Origin of the sequence: Myxococcus sp. AB025B, from assembly GCF_006518215.1 — a bacterium.
GTDB classification, from domain to species: Bacteria; Myxococcota; Myxococcia; order Myxococcales; family Myxococcaceae; genus Myxococcus; species Myxococcus fulvus.
This window is the reverse complement of the sequence record NZ_SRLW01000243.1, coordinates 1-15,253: the sequence shown is the minus strand read 5'-3', so window position 1 is coordinate 15,253 and position 15,253 is coordinate 1. Positions and strand designations below refer to the sequence as shown.

Below are 15,253 nucleotides of genomic sequence, written 5' to 3'. Positions count from 1 at the left end.
GGCTCCTGGGTGAGCCGCGCGTGCACCTGGTGGTGGTGGGCGCGGGGCACGTGGTGGGCGCGGAGGGCATCGTGGCGCTCTTGCAGAAGAAGGGACACACGGTGCGGCAGCTGCCTCGGGATGCGGCGGTGGAGTGAGGGGCGGGGCTACACGGGGGTGAACTTCGCGCCATTGGGCTTCAGGCGCTCCAGGGCCTGCTTGAGGTCCTGGGAGACGATGAGGGCGGTGCGCCAACCCTTGGTGCGGAAGACCTTGGCGTCGCCCACCTTCGATGTGTCGATGCGCATGTCGTCCACCGCGAAGTACTTCCCTTCCTTCCCGGGCGGCGCGTGCTTGGGGTCCCAGAACTGCACCTTGGACGCCTGCTCGTCGATGCAGTGGATGACCTTCGTGGCCACCAGGATGACGTACTGGTCCGGCTGGCCCTTGATGCTCACGGGGAAGGTCTGCACGTCGTCGGGAGCCATCTCCATGAAGAGGGTCGCCAGCCTCACGTGGAGGATGGGGACAACCCCCACGCCCGCGAGGCAGAAGTCCAGCGGCTTTCCTGGCGCATCGATGGACACCCACAGAGGCCCCTGGACCTGGATGGGTTGCCCCGCCATGAACATCCAGGGATCGTCCACCTCCTGGCCCGGGGCGCTTTCGATGTCGCCCAGGTACCAGTATCCAGCTCGGACGTCCTCATCCAGCCTGAAATAGCGACTTGGCATGACGTCGTTTCTAGCGGCTATCCGCCCCGAGTGACGAGGATGTTGAGCTCCGTCCCCTTCGTCGCCACTTCGTCGCCCAGTTGCTTGAGCGAGCGCGTCAGCACTGCGCGACACTCATCCACCCGGCGGCAGTCACCGAGCGCCTCGCGCAAACGATCCAGGATGCGTTGGTGGTATGCCTCTGGATGAGGCCCCTTGTGCCCATCGACGCGCACGATGTTCTCGGGGTCCTTCAGCTTCATCCCAGCCCGCTTGAAGAGTCTCTCGAACCTCGGGGTCCAAGGCCCTCCGCGCGCGGCGGACTTGCTGTTCTTGTTCGTCGCGAGGTGGTGCTTCTCGGTGCGCCCGCTCCTCGACTCCGAGGACGCCATGGCGACCGCATGAGGCGCCAGCGCCACCGTGAAGCCCTCGGCCGACATCGCCACCGAGCGCACGCTTCCCACCGCCATGTACCGATAGCCCGCCTGCGACTCCACCGCGACCGCCGCCTGCGCCGAGCCCGGCAGCCCTGACGCCTTCGCCGCCAACCCCGCCGTGCTCCCAATCGCCGCCGTCGCGAGCATCACGAAGACGCGCGCCGCGTTCTCCCCGAGCACCTCGCCGTAGGCCTCGCCCGCGGCCTCGAGTTCCTCGAACGTTCGCGCCTCATCCACCCGCCGCACCAGCACCATCCACCCATCCAGCACCCGCCACACCGTGTCCACGCCCAGGTACGCAATCGCTGTCGCCGTCAACAACGAAGCCAGACCCTTGGACACGGGCTCGGGCAGTGCCCACAACAGCAAGTACATGCTCACGGACGCCGTCACCGTCGCCAGCAACGCCTGGGGGTCCGTCGCATCCTCCAGCGCCTCCGCGGTCTCTTCCCACACCGCGTCCATCGCTATGGCCAGCGCCAACGAGTACCGGCCGTCACTCCCCAGCAACGGTCCCTCTTCCAGTAGGCGCAGACAGTCTCCAGGCTGCGACTTGCGCTCGCACCAGCGCCCGTAGTCCCGTGTCAGCGCGTCATCGGCGTACGTCTCCAGCAACCGGAGTCCTCCGACCTCCGCGTCCCCGCGCGGGACGAGCCTGGGGCCCTGAGGCTGGTACTCGTACACACCACTTCGCTCCGGCACACCGAAGCGCTCGCGGGCCTCTCTCAACGGGTGCTCGAAGGGCTTCACGTCCCGGGCGAGCACCACCAGGGCCTCTTCGAACTCATCGTCGTCCAACTCCACCGGCCCCGAGTCCTCTTCCTCGAAGGGCACATGGACCTCTGGCGCGCCCTGGCCCGAGTCCAGTCGGACGACCCTCGTGCTCGAACAACCCATCAGGCTCAATGCCAACAGCCACACGATGGAGCGATGCGCGCTCATCCAGTCCCCATGCACATGACTTCGCGAGATTCGGGACGCAATAGCAGAGCAGTCTGACGTTCCACGGCGATGTCCATCCAGAGAGCCGAGGTGGTGCGAGCAGCGCTCGTGGAGCAGACTCCAACACGGCCCGAAGTCCGGCCAAGACACCTCCGGCAGAGACCTCCTCGCAGGCGCTCGCCGCCCTTCAGGAAGGCCACCAGGAGCCCGCGCGATGTTCGACACGCTCCTGGTGCGGCCCCTCACCTCCGCCTTCTGACGACGCGCAGTGGAGTGACAACCCACGAGGAGGACGCAGCCCTGCGTCTGACCTCCGTCCACGGAGCCCCGGGGTAATCAACGACTCACAGCCCCACGTCGTTCACCCTGGCTCCACAATCCCTCACAAGAAGACGATTTCTTGCCCCCCACATCTCCTGCGCTAGGAGTTCCGCCATTCCTAGTGCATGAGTGGGGGAGTCCAGGATGTACGAGTACCATGTGGATGCGTTTGTGCCGCCCGCGCCCGGCTGCGGCAGCACGGAGTCGGGCTGGAGTCCGCAGCGCTGCGCGGAATTCGCGAAGTTCCTCAACAACTACGCGGCCCAGGGATGGAAGCTGCACTCCAGCGAGTACCGCGCCGTCACCACGAACAGTGGTTGCAGCACCAGCAAGGGCTCGTGGCTGGTCTGCGTCTTCGAGCGACAGAGGACGGGATGACCCCGAGCCCCCACTCCCAAAGCAACCCCTGGGAGGGGAATGAGTACTCCGCACTGGCGCGCTTTCCGCCGCCAGTGCGGAGCAGTCCAGACTCCGCCTCGCCACCCGCATCGCGATGGCACTGGTGGCTCAATCCCCTGGCCTGGCTCGTGGTGGGACTCATCCTCCTCTACCGGCACCTGCTCCCCAACGCCTGGAAGCGCCACTGCATCTACACGCCCACGTGCTCGCTGTACGGCCTGCGCTCCATCCAGCGGTATGGGGTTGCAAGGGGATCGGCACGGACATGGGCTCGAATCCGTCGCTGCAATGGGGCCCTCTATCTCGGGGGAGTGGATGAGCCCTGAGGACTGCTGCCAGCCACCCCGAGCCCTTCAACACCTGGACGTGCGAAGGGGCGTGAAGCCCGGCCTCCGCCCCGCCCCGTAGCGCCCGGATTCGCCCGCGCGGGCAACGCCCGCGCCCACCGTGGCGACCGCGCTTCCCACCCGCGCCTCACACCTGTCCGCTCCCCGGCACCACGCGTGCAGCCGAGCCCGTGGGGCCCCGACTGCCCGTGAGCGAACGGACAGCCGGGCGACCTCCCACGTCGTTCACCCTTGCACTTCCACCCCACTTGCTTATTTTGCACGCCAAATTTAATTTAGCTGTCGAAACCTCGAAGCACTTATAAAAATAAGGTCAGACCCGCCGATGCCCATGGATGAGCTCGACTTCCGCCTGGTGGACCTGCTGCAGCGCGATGGCCGCGCGACGCAGCTGGAGCTGTCGCGCGCGGTGGGGCTGTCGCAGCCCGCGGTGGCCGAGCGCATCCGCAAGCTGGAGGAGCGGGGCGTCATCACCGGCTACGCGGCGCGCGTGGACGCGACGAAGCTGGGCAAGGACATCACCGCCTTCATCGGGGTGAGCATCGAACATCCGAAGTACTTCGAGGGCTTCGCCAAGAAGGTCCTCGCGCTGCCGGACGTGCTGGAGTGCCACCGCGTCGCCGGGCAGGACTCGTATCTGTTGAAGGTCAAGTCGGCCAACACGCGGACGCTGGACTCGCTCCTCGTGGAGACGCTGCGCACCATCGCCGGCGTCACCCGCACGCAGACCGTCATCGTCCTGTCGTCCATCAAGGAGGACACGCACGTCCGCGTGCCTCCCGAGCTCGCCAAAGGAGAGTGAAAGATGAGCGCCGATGCCATGAGCGCACCCCTTCCCCCGCCGCCGGTCTGGCGACTCGCCCAACGCATGTCGCGCATCAAGACGTCCGCGGTGCGCGAAATCCTCAAGGTGGCCGAGCGCCCGGACATCCTGTCCTTCGCCGGCGGCCTGCCCGCCCCGGAGCTGTTCCCCGTCCAGGCCATCGCCCAGGCGCACGCCCAGGTCATGGCCGACGAGGGCCCCGCCGCCCTCCAGTACAGCACCACCGAGGGCTTCGGCCCCCTGCGTGAGTGGATCGCCGGCCACCTGGGCAGGAAGGGCCGCGTCTGCGAGGCCCACCAGGTCCTCATCACCAACGGCTCGCAGCAGGGCATCGACCTGGTCGCCAAGGTGCTGCTGGACCCGGGCGATCTGGTCATCGTGGAGAACCCCAGCTACCTGGCCGCGCTGCAGACCTTCGGCGGCTACGAGGCGAAGTTCGCCACCGTGGAGAGCGACGACCAGGGCATGCGCATGGATGACCTGGAGCGGGTGCTGGCCACGTGCAAGCCCAAGCTGCTCTACATCGTCGCCAACTTCCAGAACCCCAAGGGCACCACCCTGGCGCTGGAGCGCCGCAAGAAGCTGGTGGAGCTGGCGCAGCAGCACCGCTTCCTCATCCTCGAGGACGACCCGTACGGCGAGCTGCGCTTCCGCGGCGAGCACCTGCCGTCCCTGGCCGCGTTCGATGACCAGGGCGTCGTCGTCTCGCTGGGCACGTTCTCCAAGACGCTGGCCCCCGGCCTGCGCATCGGCTGGGTGGCGGGTCCGCGCGACTTCGTGCGCAGCCTCACCATCGCCAAGCAGTCCACGGACCTGCACACCGCCACCCTCGCCCAGCGCGCGGTGGCCCGGCTGCTCAAGGACTTCGACTACTACGCGCACCTGGACGCGCTCACGCCCGTGTACGGCCAGCGCGCCAACGCCATGCTGGACGCGCTCAAGGCCTACATGCCCCAGGGCACCAGTTGGACGCATCCGGAGGGCGGCATGTTCCTGTGGGCCCGGCTGCCGCCCGGCCTGAGCGGGGACACGCTCCTGCCGCGCGCCATCGACCAGAAGGTGGCCTTCGTGCCGGGCAGCCCGTTCTTCGCCAGCGACCCGCGCTCGGAGTTCATCCGCCTCAACTACTCCAACCGCCCGCCCGAGCTCATCACCGAGGGCATGAAGCGGCTGGGTGGCGTCATCTCCGGCGCGCTCTAGGCCGCGCTCCTGACACCTCGATGCCGTGCCGCGCCGCGTCGGACACCCGACGCGGCGCTTTCGTTTTCGTCCAAGTTGAATGTCGATTCAGGTTTCAACTTCATCGGTGCTGGCCAGGGCGGGCCGGGTTGCGTAGCCTTGGCGGCGGGTTTCCCGGCGGCACGGGCCCACAGGTGGGTGTCCGAGGGCCGCCCCAACACACCGGAGAGAGACAGACATGCAGCTCAAGGACCTGAAGGTGATTGTGACGGGCGGCGCCCAGGGCATGGGTGCGCACTTCGCGCAGCGGCTGCTGGAGGCGGGCGCGCAGGTGGCGGTGGGTGACGTGGCCGAGGACAAGCTGGCGGCGCTGCCCGCGGGCATCCACCGGCGCAAGCTGGATGTGTCGTCGGAGGCGGACATCACGTCGTTCGTGGCCTGGGCGCACGGGGCGATGGGCGGGCTCAACGGCCTCATCAACAACGCGGGCATCCTGCGCGACGCGCTGCTGGTGAAGAAGGACCGGACGACGGGCGAGGTGAAGAAGCTGTCCACCGCGGACTGGAACGCCGTCGTCGGCGTCAACCTCACGGGCGCCACGCTGATGGTGCGCGAGGTGGTGGCGAAGATGGTGGAGACGGACCAGAAGCCCGGCGTCGTCGTGAACATGTCGTCCATCGCCCGGCATGGCAACCGCGGTCAGTCCAACTATGTGTCCGCGAAGGCGGCGCTGGCGGCGAACACGGTGACGTGGTCGCGCGAGTTCGGCCCGTTCGGCGTGCGCGTGGGCGCGGTGGCCCCGGGCATGATTGAAACGCCGATGACGCAGGGCATGAACCAGAAGGCCCGCGACGCGCTGGTCTCCGCCATCCCCGTGGGCCGCATCGGCCTGCCCGAGGACATCTGGCTGGCCGTGAAGTTCATCCTCGAGTGCGACTACTTCAACGGCCGCACCATCGACGTCGACGGCGGCCTGAGCTTCTAAGGCTCTCGCGCTGCTGGCGCGTCTCCTCGTGAGGAGGCGCGCCGCACGCGCCGCCGACGCGGCCACGCCTCGACGGTGGCGCGTCCCGCCCGAGGCGCGCAGCCCGGCTCCGCGGGCGAAGGTGGCCCTCGGCTTCGAGGACCGCACCAGCGAGGTCGGACCTCTCTCGCAGGAGGCGCGTCCCGCCCGAGGCGCGCAGCCCGGCTCCGCGGGCGAAGGTGGCCCTCGACTTCGATGACCGCGCCAGCGAGGTCGGACCTCTCTCGCAGGAGACGCGTCCCGCCCGAGGCGCGCAGCCCGGCTCCGCGGGCGAAGGCAGCCCTCGACTTCGATGACCGCACCAGCGAGGTCGTTCACTCTCCTCGGGCGACGAGGCCCTTATCGCCGGCTGGCGGCCTCGACCTTCGTCGGGTGCAACATCACCGGCTGCCCCGTGTAGAGCAGCTTGTAGGCGCCGTAGCTGCCGAGCACGTGCTTCACGTACTCGCGCGTCTCGTCGAACGCGATGTGCTCCACCCACTCGTCGAGCTCCGCCTGCGGCAGCGCCTGACGCCAGCGGTCCACCGCGTGCGGCCCCGCGTTGTACGCCGCCACCGCGTACGCGACGTTGCCTCCGAAGCGGTGCAAGAGCTGCCCCAGGTACGCCGAGCCCAGTCGCACGTTCTGCGCGGGCTGCAGCAGGTTCGACTCCCCCACGTCCCCCAGCTTCAGCGCCTTGGCCACCTGCTTCGCCGTCGCCGGCATCAGCTGCGCCAGCCCCAGCGCCCCCGTGGACGAGCGCGCCGTGGGACGGAAGCGGCTCTCCTCGCGGATGAGCCCCTGCATCAGGTCCGGGTCCACCTTGGACGCCTTCGAGTACCGCTGGATGACGTTGCGGAACGCCAACGGCCACGTCGCCTCCCACACCGGACGTGACTTGGGGCTGAGCGGGCCCTGCACCTCGCGCCGCAGCGACTCGCGCGCCACCTGCCGCGCCGCCCGCTTGCGCCCCGTGCGCACCATCGTCTGGTAGAGCAGCCGCGCCGGCGCCTCCGACAGCCCTCGCGAGTTCACCGCGAGCAGCTCGTCCGCCGCCCCCGGATGCCCCAAGCGCAACAGCTCCACGCCCGCCGCGAAGCGCACGTCGTGACGCAGCGACCCCAGCGGCAGCGGCCACACCTCGTCCGCGGGCTCCTCCGCGTCCCCGCTCGTCCCAGCCACGGGCGACAGCCGACCCAGTCGCTCCGGCGCCAGCATCGCCAGCCGCGAGCGCGCCAGCATCCCGTACCAGGTCGCGGGCCGCTCGGTGGCCAGCTGTTCGTAGTCATCGAGCGCGGTCGCGCTCGTCAGGGGCACGGGCTCGCGCACCCGCGCGCGCCAGTACCGCGCCCGCCACAGCGCCTCGTCCGTGCGCGACGCCGCGGGCAGCCGCTCCACCGCCTCGAGCGCCGACAGCGCCTCCGCCTTCGCCTCGCGCCGCGTGTGCAGCCAGAAGGCCCGGAAGAGCGCCTCCGACGCGAAGTTGCCCGCCGGGTAGCGCTCCGCCGTCTCCTGGTAGCGCGCGAGCGCCTCATCCAACTGCCCCGTGCGCTGCAGCAGCCACGCCTCGAAGAAGAGCGCGTCATCCGCGTACCCATGCTCGGGATAGTCGCGCGCGAGCGTGGCGTACGTGGTGATGGCCGACCTGGGGTCCACCACCGACTGCGAATAGCCCAGCACGTAGAGCGCCTGAGGCCGGTACTCCGCCGACGTGCACTTCTCCACCACCGGCGTCAGCATCTGGATGGCGCGGCGGTGCTGGCGCTCCTTGCGCAGCGCGCGCCCGAAGGCCAGGTGCGCCCGACACGACAGCTCATCCGGCGGGTCCACCTGCGACATCACCCCCGCGAGCAGCTCCGTCGCGGACCCGTGCCGGTGCAGCTCCACCAGCGCCTCCCCACGACGCACCTTCCACTTGAGCGGCAAGGGCAACCCCTTGAGCCGCTCCTTCGCGCGCTGCGCCTCGCGCGACAGGGGACTGGTGGCCCACACCTCCAGCAGCGCGCGGTGCTCGACGTTGTACAGCCCCTGCGCCCGCGCCAAATCACAGATGGCCAGCAGCGCCTTCATCCGCAGCGCGTCCGGCCCCCGCGCCTGCCGGCTGTCGATGAGCTCCTGCAGCGCCTGCAGCGCCCCCGGGATGTCCCGCCGCCGCTGCAGCACGCGCGACAGGCTGAAGCGCGCCTCCGCGTACAGCGGCGAGCCCGAGCTCACCTCGCGGTACTGCGAGGCGGCCAGCTCCAACCTGCGCAGCTTCTCGTTCGCCTGCGCCGCCCACAGCAGGCAGTGGTCCTTCAACGGCACATAGTCCACCGCCAGCGCCGCCAGCTCCTCCGCCGCGGTGGCGTAGTCGCGGCCCAGCAGCGCGCTCTGCGCTCTCAGGAAGCGCACCGGCAACGTGGGCTCCTGGTCCGCGAGCAGCGCGCGCGCCTTCGCGAAGCGCCCCCTTCGCACCTCCGAATGTGCCCGCGCGAGCACCCCTTCCGCGAAGTAGGGCGCCAGCTGCTCCGGGCCGAACGACGCCACGGACAGCTCCGCGCCAGAGGGCTGCTCCGCGGGCGTGTCGAGGAGCTGCTCGAGCTGCTCCTCCGACAACACCTCACCCGGCTCACCCTCCTCGGGAGCCTGCGCCCACGCGGAGCCCGCGCCGCCCACCAGGCCCGCGCACGCCACGCACACCGCCATGGCACTCGCGCGCAGCCGACGTCGTCCATCCATGCATGCCCTCGTCGCGTTTCGGGCCACTGAGGATTCGCACGCCGGGCAAAGTTGGGACCGGGCACCGCGCACGCCACACGCGCACGCGTCGTCCAGGCGATACACGCGCGCGACGTGTCCGCGCGTCACTGCCAGAAAGCCAACGGAAGGCCCCTCGCGCGCACGTGGGTGCGCCTGCGCCAGGGTGCCGCCGGGGACGACGTCACGCGGGGGTGGAGAGTGCCCTCACCCGCTCCGCGAGCGCGCGGTTCATCACCTCATAGGCGGCCCGGAACGCGTCCCGCCGGGGCCTGCCCATGAACCACGTCACCACGCCGCTGAAGTCCTCGCCGTGCACCAGCCGCGTCCCGGAGCCCTCGGGGCGCAGCTCGAACCCGTGCCTGCCGAACATCAGCCCCGGTACGCCGCCCGTCCACTCCAACCTCATGGGTGGCTCCACCCGCGTCAGCGTGGCGCGAAAGCCGAACACCCGCCCCGAGCCATCCGGCGAGCGCGCCTTCATCGCCACCCGCGCGCCCACCTCCACCCTCCCGTGCGCCTCCAACATCAACGGGTTCCACAGGGGATAGGCCTTGAAGTCACACAACACCGCCCACACGGCGTCAGGCGACGCGTCGATGAAGGCCTCGGTCCTCAACTGGAACATCCACCGCCCTCGCGCCCTTCGCTTCTGGCCACTGCAAAGTCACACCCACGCCGTCACCGGTGTGAAGCCAACGCTCACATGCCTCCCGGGACGATTGCGGGATGACAGGCGAATCGCGAGTCTCTAAGTTAATCAGGAACAAGCGGAGAGAGTGTGAGTTCCCCGGATTGGAAGCCGGGACACGCGCTCCGCGCCGCCAGGTGGAACGAGCCACCACGGGCCGCCCTCCGGGACATCGGATGGGGAGCCCAGACCAGGGGTGCACGGCGAGGGGCACCCACCGCTAGTAGAGGTCGACGGGCATCATCGCGCCCGCCTCGAACTCCGGAGCGCGCCGCAGCTGGTCCAGCACGCGAGGCGCGCAGCGCAGGTGGAGCATGGGCATGGAGCCCGGCTCGCTCACCGAACGCACGGAGCCCAGGAGGTGGTGCGCCTCGAGCCAGCGCATGAAGCTCTCGTGGAAGCGAGCGCTCTCCGCCAGCCCGGCCCGTTGGACCTCCGCCCGTGACAGGGGCGGGGGACGTGCGGGCGCGCGCGCGCGGGGAGGCGCGGGCGTCTCCCGGGGCATCACGGTGATGTCGATCCACTCGGGCTGCGTGCGCGCGCTGGCCATGCCTGGCAAGGCTCGCACACCCGAGGAGACGCGGGGAACCCCCGCCGCGAAGCCGTCTCCGGGTTCGCCATTCTTTCTGCTCATGGCCTCATCCTCCCCCGGGCCCGGCGCTCGACTGGCGCCGACCCCGGTTTCGACCCACCACCGTCACCTGAAGACAGCCAGGCCCTTGCCCGTTCGGTGACCACCAGAGCGAGGAAGCTTGACCGCATTGGCCAAAATCAAATCCCGCACCTCGAGCGCCGTCAAGTCAGGGGCGCGGCACCGATAGAGCGCCGCGATACCGGCTACATAAGGCGCCGCCATGCTGGTGCCACTCATTCGTTCGTAGAACGCCTGGTTGTTACAACGCCGCTCGGTGCTCGAGTACACATTGACTCCGTAACCCATGACGTCGGGTACGACGCGGCGCTCCACGACACCGCTGGCGGAGAAATGAGCCACGTTGCGCTCGAAGTCGACTGCACCGACGGCCAGGGACTCGTCAAAGGCGGCTGGATAACCAACCGTGTCGGGTCCACTGTTACCTGCCGCGACAACAGGCAGCACGTTGCTGTCGAGCAGCCGACGGATCATGGTCTGCAGCGCGCGCTGGTTGAGGCGGTAGTCGGCCTCCGAGATTCCCGGCGGCGGCTTGAGCGGGAAGCCCAGGGACAGGTTCACCACCGCGGGGCGGGTGACGTTCTGCGGGCTGCTGAACTGGTGCAGCAGCCACTCCATGCCGGCGGCCACGCGGCCCAGGCTGGTGCGGATGGTCTCCGATTCGATGACGGACGCGACGTAGAGGTCCACCTCCGGAGCGACGCCGTGGTGCGTGCCCGCGGCGATGCCGCACACGTGGGTGCCGTGGCCGTCCGGGTCGAAGCCGCGGATGTCGCGCGCCGGATTGTGCGGCGAGTTGGGGAACAGCGACACGTAGCGGAACTGGATGACCCTGGCGGCGTGCTCGGGGTGGTCGGCGTCCACGCCGGTGTCGAGCACGCCGAGCAGCACGCCGGCGCCGCGGATGCCCTGGGCGTGGGCCAGGGGGACACCGCTCTCCTCGGGCCACTCGCGCTCGGCCAGGGAGCTCATGCCCCGGTTGCGCGGGCCGGACTGTCCGGCGGACACCGGTCCGGGGAACGACAGGGGCACCACGTCGGGGATGAACTCGAAGTCGGCGGCGAGCTCGCCGCGCGCCTCCGCCTCCGTGGCGTCCGAGTAGAAGTGGGCCATGGTGGCGCCGATGAGCGGCATGAAGCGGAAGCTGCCCGCCTCGCTGCCCGTCTGCTCCGAGACAGGAGCGCCGGGCAAGGGCGGGGTGGTCGCGTCCGCGCCACGGGTGGTGGGGCGCTTCACCTTCGAGCCCTTCGCGACGCGCTTGCGCGCCTCCTGCCCGCTGACGGGAGGACGGGGACCGGGCAGCGTCGCCGAGCGCAGGCCCAAAAGCGACAGCGTGTCCGGCGCGCGGTTGGCGACGGTGAAGCGAAGCGCCGTGGTGCGCGGCAACACGCGCTCACCCTGCTGCGTGCCGCGAGGCCCGACGCGGGCCTGTGTTTCGATGGACTCCTTGGGGACCAACAGGTAGGACTTCATGGGTTGTCGACTCCTTGAACCACCGTGCAACGCGGAGGGCGACGGACAAGGGCCACCCGCATCCAGACCGCGTCCGCCATGCCCGGAGCCTCGCGAGCCCGGCGGATGTGAAGGCGCGCTTCCTGGGCGCGCGGCTGCCGGGACCTCCCGCCCGGCGTGATGAGACCTCCCGGAATCCCTGAAGCCATTGTGAGATTGGACAGGACCGGCCTGACAATTAAAGCAGGGTTTCCAAGCTGTAGACGCCTGGCCCCCCCTGTTTCGGTCCTGGCGGGACTTTCTGGAGCGTCGGGAAGTATGAAGGAGGCCCTCTGACTGCTCGGAGCGGCACAGGAGGGGTGTCCGCCAGCCGACCCGGGCCGTCCGGGCGACAGGGCGGAGCGGGGGGAAGTTCGGGTCCCCACAATTGTTCGCCTACGTCGCCCCCGACGGATTAAGTGGGGCGGACGGTCCGTCCTCTGGAGCCATCGACGTGATTCCCTACTGGCATGCCCCCTCGCTGAAGCTGGGGCCTCTCACCATCGAGCCCTTCGGCATCTTCGTGGCCGCGGGCATCCTCCTGGCCGCCCACCTGCTTGGCCGCCAGGCGAAGCGCCAGGGGTTGGACCCCACGCCGCTCGCCGACTACGCCCCCTGGGGCGTGGGCGTGGGCGTGCTGGTGGGACACTGGGTGCACCTGTTCTTCTACCACCCGGAGGAGCTGTCCAAGAGTCCGTTCCAGATTCTGAAGGTCTGGGATGGGCTGTCGTCCTTCGGGGGCCTCGTCGGCGGCATCATCGCGGCCATCTTCTTCTTCCGGCACCGCAAGCTGCGCTTCAACGACTACGCGGATGCGTTCGCGCTGGGCGTGGCGCCGGGCTGGGCGGTGGCGCGGCTGGGGTGCTTCGCGGTGCATGACCACCCGGGCGTGCGCACCGACTTCTTCCTGGCGGTGGCGTTCCCCAACGGGCCCCGTCACGACCTGGGCATGTACGACGCCATCGCGCTCTTCGCCATCTCCGGCCTGCTGTACGCGCTGCGCGACGTGGAGAAGATGAAGGGGCGGCTGTTGCCGCTGCTGGCGATTCTGTACGCGGCGTGCCGCTTCGGCTTCGACTTCCTGCGCGCCACGGACATGAGCTACGTGGACGCGCGCTACTTCGGGATGACGCCGGCGCAGTACGGCTGCTTCGCGCTGGTGGCCTACGGCCTGTGGGGCCTCTTGCGTCGCCGCGAGCCGAGCGCCCAGGCCGCCGCGCCGGGCGAGGGCTCCCACACGAGCCACCCCACGCACCGACGCGCGGGCTGAGCCACCCCACGCCCGGGCCCCTTCACGCGGGCTCGGGCATCCGGACGTTCGCGAGCTTGCGCTCGGCGAGCACCGAGTGGATGTGGGCGATGCGGCCATCCGCGCCCAGGTCCACGCGCACCACCGCCCGCGTCGCGAGCATCGGGTCCTTCGCGGGCGCCAGGAGCATCACCAGCGCGGGCAGGCCGTTGAGCCACTGCAGCTCCACCGCTCGCGGCGAGCCTCGCAGCTCCATCAGCTTCGTCAGGAACGTCAGCACGCGGCGCGCGCCCACCACGGGCACCAGCGCGGCGCGCACCTCGCCCCGGCCATCCGAGAGCGCCTTCACGTCGACGGACAGGAGCGCCTCGGCGGCCGCGACGTCCCGCTCGAGCAGCGCCGCCATGAAGCCCTCCAGCGCCGCGAGCGTGCGCTGCTGGAGGTCCTGGGTCGGCACGCAGCGCTCGCCGTCATACGCCGCCATGGCCGCGCGGGCGCGGTGGTGCACCACCTTCACGTGTGCCTCGCTCATGCCCAGCGCCTGGGCCACCTCGCGCACGGAGGAGTCGAACACGTCGCGCAGCAGCAGCACCGCGCGCTGCTTGGGCGTCAGCGCCTCCAGCGCCAGCAGGAAGGCGAAGGAGACGCTCTCCAGCAGCTCGTAGCGCCCCTCCGTGGAGCCGCCTCCGGGCAGCCTCGCCTCCACCGCGGGCGGCACCTCCTCGTCCCCCGTCTCCAGGGGTGAGGGCAGCCACGTCCCGACGTAGCCCTCGCGACGGCGACGGCGCAGCGAGTCCCGCGACAGGTTCACCGCCACCCGCGTCAGCCAGGGGCGCAGCTCCTCGTGCCGCGCGGGCGGCGAGGCGAGGGCGCGGGCGAAGGTCTCCTGCACCAGCTCGTCCGCGTCCGCCGCCACGCCCGTCATCCGGTAGCACAGGCCCCAGAGGTAGCGCTCATGCTCGCGCGCCGCCTCCTCCAACACCTCTCGCGACAGGTCCGACATGGCCTCAGGCTCCCACCGCCAGGCGACGCGGCGCCACCTCCGCGTGATGGAGCAGCGCGCGCTCCACGGACTCCGCGCTGGCGAAGGACGCGTCCGACAGCATCCCCTCCTCGCCGACCCAGTCTCCCACGCGGAACAGGCCCGCGACGTGCGGCACCGCGGGCGCGGGCCTCCCCGACAGGCCGCCCGTGCTCGCCGTCGGGAGCCAGTGGCTCACCACCAGCGCGGGCCGGAAGCGGCGGGCGACGAGCACCTCGCGCCAGCCCGGCTGCAGCACGTCCATCACCGCCTCCAGCTCCGCCTCGGTCGCCTCGGGGGCGGACGGCGACAGGTACTTCATCACGTGCACCATGGCGCCGCCCTCCGGCCCCAGCCGGGCGTAGGCCGAGTGCACCGAGGCGTACCAAGGGCCATCGACGCCGAGCGCGAAGAGGGACTCGCTCCTGGGCAGCCGCGACAGGCCCAGCTCCAGCGTGGCGGCCCGGATGGGCGTGGCGCCTTCCGCCTCCTTCGCGAGCACCGCGTCCCCGGGCAGCAGCGACGCCACGTCCCTGGGGCTCCCCGCGAGCACCACCGCGTCCGCCGCGCGCACCGAGCCATCCGACAGCCGGAGGCCGCGCACCTGGCCCTGCTCGACGACCACGCCCTCGACGCGAAGGGACAGCTCCAGCGTCGCGCCGGACGCCTTCGCCACGGCGGCCACCGCGTCCACCAGCGCGGCCCAGCCGTCATCGAGGTAGAGCACGCCTGCCTCGATGGCGAGCTGCACCTGCGTCACCGCGGCCTCCGCGCTCAGCGCGTCCAGGTCCGAGGCGTAGGTGGCCACGCGCACGAGCGCGGCGACGAGGGCGCGCCCGTCCTCCCGGGACATGCGCGTGTCGAGCCACTGGCGCATCGGCACGTGCGTCAGCGGCTCCGTGTCCACGCGGCGCAGGCTCGCCAGCAGCCGCGCCATCTCCAGCTTGCTGCTCAACTGCAACACGTCGGTGGTCAAGAGTGACACGGGCCCGCGCGGCAGCGTGTGCAGTCTGCCGGCGCGCAGCGCGTAGGAGCCGCCCGACTCTCCGGCGACGCGGCCCCGCGGCTTCACGCCCAGGCGCCCGAGCACCCGCATGCCGGCCCCCGCCCGGTACAGCGCATGCGGCCCCAGGTTGAAGCGGAAGCCCTCCACGTCCGTCGTCTGCGCGCGACCGCCCAGGTGCCTGGAGCGCTCGTACAGCGTCACCTCGCAGCCACCGCGCGCCAGCAACGCCGCCGCCGTCAGCCCACCCAAGCCGCCTCCCACCAC

Annotated in this window: 15 protein-coding genes; 7 read left to right on the top strand and 8 right to left on the bottom strand. The window is 70.4% G+C overall.

The genetic code is table 11. From position 1 onward, the window contains the following. The first annotated feature begins 5 nt into the window (after nucleotides 1-5). Entirely contained in the window at nucleotides 6-137 is a 132-nt protein-coding gene (locus tag FL311_RS31490) for a TraB/GumN family protein (RefSeq protein WP_255510377.1), read from the top strand. Between the two features lie 9 nt (nucleotides 138-146). Here the strand turns inward: FL311_RS31490 and FL311_RS31485 are convergent, their stop codons facing one another. Continuing rightward, a complete protein-coding gene (locus FL311_RS31485) occupies nucleotides 147-713 on the bottom strand; it encodes a DUF1629 domain-containing protein (RefSeq protein ID WP_141330985.1) in 567 nt (188 codons plus the stop codon). A 17-nt stretch (nucleotides 714-730) separates the two neighbouring features. After that, nucleotides 731-2,071, bottom strand: a complete 1,341-nt coding sequence (locus FL311_RS31480) for an AHH domain-containing protein (RefSeq protein WP_141330983.1) — start codon at nucleotides 2,069-2,071, stop codon at nucleotides 731-733. A gap of 465 nt (nucleotides 2,072-2,536) precedes the next feature. Here FL311_RS31480 and FL311_RS31475 point away from each other — a divergent pair, with 465 nt between their 5' ends. The 5 genes from FL311_RS31475 to FL311_RS31455 all read left to right on the top strand — a co-directional run bounded on the left by FL311_RS31475 (nucleotide 2,537) and on the right by FL311_RS31455 (nucleotide 6,125). Then, complete coding sequence (locus FL311_RS31475; protein WP_141330981.1) at nucleotides 2,537-2,770, top strand: DUF4177 domain-containing protein; 234 nt, start codon at nucleotides 2,537-2,539, stop codon at nucleotides 2,768-2,770. Beyond that, on the top strand, nucleotides 2,662-3,117 hold the full coding sequence (gene yidD, locus FL311_RS31470; protein ID WP_368668599.1) for a membrane protein insertion efficiency factor YidD: 456 nt from the start codon (nucleotides 2,662-2,664) through the stop codon (nucleotides 3,115-3,117). The genes FL311_RS31475 and yidD overlap by 109 nt, the downstream gene beginning before the upstream one ends. Nucleotides 3,118-3,463: 346 nt before the next feature. Then, a complete protein-coding gene (locus FL311_RS31465; protein ID WP_082164907.1) occupies nucleotides 3,464-3,940 on the top strand; it encodes an Lrp/AsnC family transcriptional regulator in 477 nt (158 codons plus the stop codon). A 3-nt stretch (nucleotides 3,941-3,943) separates the two neighbouring features. Next, nucleotides 3,944-5,161, top strand: a complete 1,218-nt coding sequence (locus FL311_RS31460; protein WP_141330977.1) for a PLP-dependent aminotransferase family protein — start codon at nucleotides 3,944-3,946, stop codon at nucleotides 5,159-5,161. Nucleotides 5,162-5,378: 217 nt separating this feature from the next. Continuing rightward, nucleotides 5,379-6,125, top strand: a complete 747-nt coding sequence (locus FL311_RS31455; RefSeq protein ID WP_141330975.1) for an SDR family oxidoreductase — start codon at nucleotides 5,379-5,381, stop codon at nucleotides 6,123-6,125. 378 nt (nucleotides 6,126-6,503) lie between these two features. Here the strand turns inward: FL311_RS31455 and FL311_RS31450 are convergent, their stop codons facing one another. The 4 genes from FL311_RS31450 to FL311_RS31435 form a co-directional block, all read right to left on the bottom strand. Beyond that, a complete protein-coding gene (locus FL311_RS31450) occupies nucleotides 6,504-8,861 on the bottom strand; it encodes a transglycosylase SLT domain-containing protein (protein ID WP_141330973.1) in 2,358 nt (785 codons plus the stop codon). A gap of 202 nt (nucleotides 8,862-9,063) precedes the next feature. Continuing rightward, on the bottom strand, nucleotides 9,064-9,507 hold the full coding sequence (locus FL311_RS31445) for an SRPBCC domain-containing protein (protein ID WP_141330971.1): 444 nt from the start codon (nucleotides 9,505-9,507) through the stop codon (nucleotides 9,064-9,066). Nucleotides 9,508-9,790: 283 nt separating this feature from the next. Beyond that, the gene (locus FL311_RS31440) at nucleotides 9,791-10,204 is read right to left on the bottom strand and encodes a hypothetical protein (protein ID WP_046710407.1); all 414 of its coding nucleotides are present in this window, start codon (nucleotides 10,202-10,204) and stop codon (nucleotides 9,791-9,793) included. Nucleotides 10,205-10,267: 63 nt separating this feature from the next. Then, entirely contained in the window at nucleotides 10,268-11,695 is a 1,428-nt protein-coding gene (locus FL311_RS31435; RefSeq protein ID WP_141330969.1) for a S8 family serine peptidase, read from the bottom strand. A gap of 472 nt (nucleotides 11,696-12,167) precedes the next feature. On the opposite strand from FL311_RS31435, the gene FL311_RS31430 reads away from it, so the two are divergent. Then, nucleotides 12,168-12,983: a prolipoprotein diacylglyceryl transferase gene (locus FL311_RS31430; RefSeq protein ID WP_141330967.1), complete on the top strand. Its 816-nt coding sequence runs from the start codon at nucleotides 12,168-12,170 to the stop codon at nucleotides 12,981-12,983. Between the two features lie 22 nt (nucleotides 12,984-13,005). Here FL311_RS31430 and FL311_RS31425 read toward each other — a convergent pair whose 3' ends face one another. Then, nucleotides 13,006-13,965: a sigma-70 family RNA polymerase sigma factor gene (locus tag FL311_RS31425; RefSeq protein WP_141330965.1), complete on the bottom strand. Its 960-nt coding sequence runs from the start codon at nucleotides 13,963-13,965 to the stop codon at nucleotides 13,006-13,008. Between the two features lie 4 nt (nucleotides 13,966-13,969). Further along, a partial coding sequence (locus tag FL311_RS31420) for an FAD-dependent oxidoreductase (protein ID WP_141330963.1) occupies nucleotides 13,970-15,253 on the bottom strand: 1,284 nt, incomplete at its 5' end.